This window comes from Acinetobacter sp. YH16052, from assembly GCF_013417155.1.
In the GTDB taxonomy this organism is placed as follows: domain Bacteria; phylum Pseudomonadota; class Gammaproteobacteria; order Pseudomonadales; family Moraxellaceae; genus Acinetobacter.
This window is the reverse complement of record NZ_VPEO01000062.1, coordinates 1-4668: the sequence shown is the minus strand read 5'-3', so window position 1 is coordinate 4668 and position 4668 is coordinate 1. Positions and strand designations below refer to the sequence as shown.

General features: G+C 38.1%; 3 protein-coding genes. All 3 read right to left on the bottom strand.

The genetic code is table 11. The annotated features are described in order from the left end of the window. Nucleotides 1-41 precede the first annotated feature (41 nt). Nucleotides 42-992: a replication initiation protein RepM gene (gene repM, locus FTV42_RS15605; RefSeq protein ID WP_180039168.1), complete on the bottom strand. Its 951-nt coding sequence runs from the start codon at nt 990-992 to the stop codon at nt 42-44. 635 nt (nt 993-1627) lie between these two features. Next, the gene (locus tag FTV42_RS15600; protein WP_257222733.1) at nt 1628-4117 is read right to left on the bottom strand and encodes a relaxase/mobilization nuclease domain-containing protein; all 2490 of its coding nucleotides are present in this window, start codon (nt 4115-4117) and stop codon (nt 1628-1630) included. Continuing rightward, complete coding sequence (gene mobC / locus FTV42_RS15595; protein ID WP_180039167.1) at nt 4101-4592, bottom strand: plasmid mobilization relaxosome protein MobC; 492 nt, start codon at nt 4590-4592, stop codon at nt 4101-4103. Before mobC ends, FTV42_RS15600 begins: the two co-directional genes overlap by 17 nt. Nucleotides 4593-4668 lie beyond the last annotated feature (76 nt).

The following is a 4668-nucleotide window of genomic DNA, read 5'->3' as shown; positions in this document are numbered from 1 at the left end:
TATCCACATGAAATTTTTTAGATACTTCACTTAGTGATAACTTAGCCATTTACGGTGTCCTTTTTATTTGATGGCATGTATCCCACTTTTTTTAGATATGGGGATAGTTCTTTGATTTTTTCAGGGTCTTGTAGCATCTCAGCAATACGAACAGCAAATTGAGGATAGCTTTCTGTTCCTTGTGAATAGCGACCCATTTCAGGGAGTTCTGAAAGTTTGTTTGCAAACATATGCCGTTGAGCATCGGTCATCTTTGAAAAAAGGTCTAAGGCATTCGGATCTCTTTCTATTGATGGATTATCCTTTTTCTTCTGTTTAAACGTAAAAGAAAAACCTGAAATTGATCGACCTTTTTTATGCTGTTCATATTTTACAGTTATATCCGTATGCTCATTTATTTGTTTAATTGAAAGCTCTAAAACACGCTCTTTTAAATGAGCCATCCGTAAATATTCATTATCAAGAACGCCTAACTTCTTTCTAAATTCTTGTAGTTCTATGGTTGGGGTTTTACCAGCGCTTCGCCACTGAATTAGAAGCTCATATAAGCGAATGGCATAAGCGCTACTAAGACTACTAACTTGCTGTAATTCATATTTAGTAAATTGTTCTTCCAGTCTGGTTATGAAGGGAACAACAGCAGGTGCAAATATTAAGTCTACAGTTGCTTCATTGTCGTTATAAGCAATTTGAGATACCCAACGACTCATAACATTTCGGATATTCCCATTAGCTTTTTTCTCTTGATAGCTAAATTGACGCGCGAATAAATCCTTACAAGCATCTTTTAAGGCTTGATAAGCTGTATTACGGTGTACACCAAACTGATTGATATAACTATCTGCATGAACTTCTAATGGATCATTTGCATTAATCCCTTTCCCACTTTCCCTTGCTTCAACAATAGCTAATAAAATTAAACGTTGTTCTACTAAGTCTAAGTTATAGCTTGCGTTGATTAAGGCATTGTCTTTTACGACTAAATCTCTCATAGCCACTATTTTTTTATTGTGTATAAATACACGTTAATATTATTTGTGTACTAATGCAAGGTAAACGTGGACATATTGCAAGGTAAACGTGGACATATTGCAAGGTAAACGTGGACATATTGCAAGGTAAACGTGGACATATAAGAGCTAAAACCCTTTATTCATAATGCTTTCAAGCCATCTAAAAGTATTTAAAAGCTTTAAAATAATTAAAAGCCCAGGTCATGAAAAATTGCCCTTGGTTTTCGCTTCGCTCAAACTCTATTGAACTTCGCTTTCGCTCAGTTCGAAGGGGCAATTTTTGGTTAATACCATCTGGAATTCAATAAAAAGCAAAAGCAACTCGGAATTCGCTTCGCTCATGAGTTTTTTATGCTCGCTTCGCTCGACCTAGATGCAAATTAAATCTGTTCGCACCCTTCGGGATGCTCTATATCTAAGTCTGAGCAGTAAAGGGGAGCTTGTAATCAGAGAAAGAGCAGGGCAAAATTTTGATAGTGTTCAATCGCTCGTAGACACTCGCTCGGCTAATCCCTGTTAGCCTCAAAAAGAAAAGCACAAAGCGAACGGAGTGTGAGCAACATAACGGTAGATCACTTATTCCCCCCTCTGATTACTGCTTTTGCTGAATTGGATTACATATTCAAGTCAAAATCATTTCTCGGTTGTGGCTGTTTGAGTTCATGACTTGATAATTCAATGCTGTTTTGTTGTTGTGATGGGTTTTTAATTTCGTGAATATCATTTTTGATCGTCTCAAAGCCTTTCAAACATGATTGATATAATTCTCTTGGTTCTTTGAGATGGGAATTTCTAGGCTCTAAAATCTTCTCACATTCAAGATATCTCAACATTCTTCGGTCGTTTTTGATGATTTCATCTAACTTTCTACACTCGCTGTGAGTGAGATTTTTACTTGATCGATTTATGTATTCTTCTATATTTTTAATTTTTTTACTCGTTAAAACAATCAGTTGTATTTGATTCTGATTTTTATATGCTTGCTGTTGTTTTTCACTGATTTCTTTGTGATAAGCAACATAATCGGGGTAATAACCGTCGCTTCTTAAATATTTAAAATCAAGAGCTGGCTTGGGTTTGAGTCGAATTTCTGTTATTCCGATTTCTAGTCGTTCAAGTTTTCGATTAATTTCGTCAAGTTCTCTAGAGTTTTCCCAAGCATGTTGATCTGCTTGCTTTGCATCTGCAAATCTTCGTAGAAGTCGCTCGGAACTTTCAATTGCAAGATTTTCGAGAGTGCTCTCTCGATGTCTGATTGTTGTGTGCTGATTGTTGTTTGAATCGGTTCTAAATTTGCTGTTACTAAGTTGCTGACAATGATTTTTAAATCCAGTTGACTCAATGATTTGGTTAATTGCTGACTCAATTGGATTTTCAAGTTTTCTTGAAATGCTTGCTGTAACTGCTCGGAAAAACTCCCCTGTTCGATTTTGGCTATTTCGGATTGTTGTGCTGAAATCAAGGTTTGCTGTTGTTTGAGTTGAGTTTTTAAGCTCTGCTCTACTTCGCTGTATTCGCTCAAGATTGTTTTTAATGAATTGATTTGTTGAATCAATAAGCTGTTTTGTTCTGATAACAAGTTGTTTTGCTCTGTTAAGAAGTGGTCGATTTCTGTCTGCATTGCTTACCTCCGTTGGATTTCCAACATTTTGATTTGATTTCTGATTTGCTGACTGTTCTGCTGAATTATTTGTTCTTGTGCTTCGATGGTCTTTAGATTCATGCTGGCTTGATAGCTCAGATAAAAACTCATTAAAAGACTCAGTATTCCAAAGCTGATTACCCCCCAAAGAATGTATTTCGATCTCTGATTGCTTAGCTTTTCTGAAATCAGTGTTTGTATTTCGCTCTCGATCTGTACGCTTTGGTTCGCTATCGCTTGCTGTACTTGGGTTTGTATGCTCTTTTGTAGACTCTGCTTGTCGATTGAAAGGCTCTGCAACTGGCTGTTGATGTGGTTCTGTAGAGCCTGAATTGAGGTTGAAAACGAATCTATGCTCGATTTCACTTTTGATATTTCCGTAATATCTATATTCGCTAGTTTTTTTTGAAGTGCCTCTATTTGCTCCGTATAGCTCGCTGTTAGCGTTTTTATTGCTTGGGGTGATAGAAACCCTAGCTCGGTCAAAATCGAGCTTAGGTGCGATTCTATGGTTGTTGTCGTCTGCTGTACTTTGCGTAAAAGCGTGGTGTTGTTGATTATAGGCTTCTCGCTTTGCTCTATAAGTTGCTCGAAGTTGCTCAGCGTCTGTGAGAGCTGCTGCAAGCTCACTTGCAGTTGGTCGGCTTTCTGCTGCTGCTCTGAGATGCTCTGAATAAGATCCAATTTCGAAGTTTTCATGATAGAAATCACCTTTTATTCGATGTTTTTTGCCGTTGTTGAGAGTGACCGTTAGAGACTCTTTATTTGGTTTTATCGAGTCGACTCCATCTAGTTGTTTGATACAGGTGATTATTTCCGCTCTATTTTTTGCTGTGTTGGTTTTTAAGAGGGTTTTCACGTAATTATCAATTGCTTTGTAAAATTGCTTTTTGGGCAAGGTTTCTAGCTCTTTGCTTGAGAGTATTTTTTTTGCTTGAGCATTAAGCTTGGCAACGTGGTTCGGCTCTTGTGTCGTGTGCATTAGCAGCAAATCGTCAGGGCGTGACCACTGGTATTTTGTGTTGAAGTAATCCCGTAATGAGTCGAAATGTTTCTCATGCCCTGGGGGCGCAATGTTGAGTGATTTTCCACTCTGTAAATCAAGGCGTGGTACTAAAACATGAATATGCTTTGAGCCATCATCATCCGTATGTTGAACGGCAAACAGATGATATTGAGATGGGTCTAACCCTGAGAAAGCATGTTGTTCAAAGTCGGTTAAAACCTCCCTGATCTGCTCGTCTGTAGGGGCATCATCCTTTGACCAAGCAATCACGCCACTGGTGTATTTCCACAGATGGGGGCTTGCATCACAAATGGCGTTAAATGTGGTTGCATCACCTCTTAAAACTTCAATGCCTGCACGCACATTGCCCATGTGATCAAACTTATCGAGTAAGTATGCCGATGCTTTGGCAGCATTGCCTTTGCCATGATTCAAAAATTTAATATGCACTTTCATCATCCTCAGCCAGTTGTACTGAAGACAACTGCTTTTTTAAGCGTTCAGGGCTTTGCCGACTAATTTTAGGTAAGGCAGGGAAGACTTTTTCTAGCTCGGTTTGAATGCCTTTTAAAACTGAAAAAATGCTGAAAATATCTAACTTGCGTTGCTCTTGCGGATCAGCATTTTTGATGATGTTCAATGCTCGTGCAATTTGGTTTATGTTGTTGCCGATTCTTGATAGCTCTAGCAATACATTCGGATCAGTCTTTTGATAGCGTTTGACTACCTCAATCACTGTTTTAATTTTTGTTCTTGTGGGTTTTATTTCGTCTTTGGTTTGTTGAACGGTAATCACATCTTGCATGACTTCACGCTCGATTAATGAATGAATGAAGTCAGTGAAACTTGTATTTTCCTTTTGCAGGTGTTGCTCCAGTTGCTCAAACTGGAGCTGTGTGAGTCTAAATTTTTTTGTTTTATTTTTTACCATTTCGTGTCTCGTTAAGAGCTTTTGCTTTTGGGGTCTTAGGGGTGAAACCCCTAACAAGTCCCTGAGTCCAAATTTT

What these genes read in the sequence shown, in the direction of transcription:
- mobC (WP_180039167.1), bottom strand. Translation starts at nt 4,592, where the DNA reads ATGGTAAAAAATAAAACAAAAAAATTTAGACTCACACAGCTCCAGTTT.
- FTV42_RS15600 (WP_257222733.1), bottom strand. Translation starts at nt 4,117, where the DNA reads ATGAAAGTGCATATTAAATTTTTGAATCATGGCAAAGGCAATGCTGCC.
- repM (WP_180039168.1), bottom strand. Translation starts at nt 992, where the DNA reads ATGAGAGATTTAGTCGTAAAAGACAATGCCTTAATCAACGCAAGCTAT.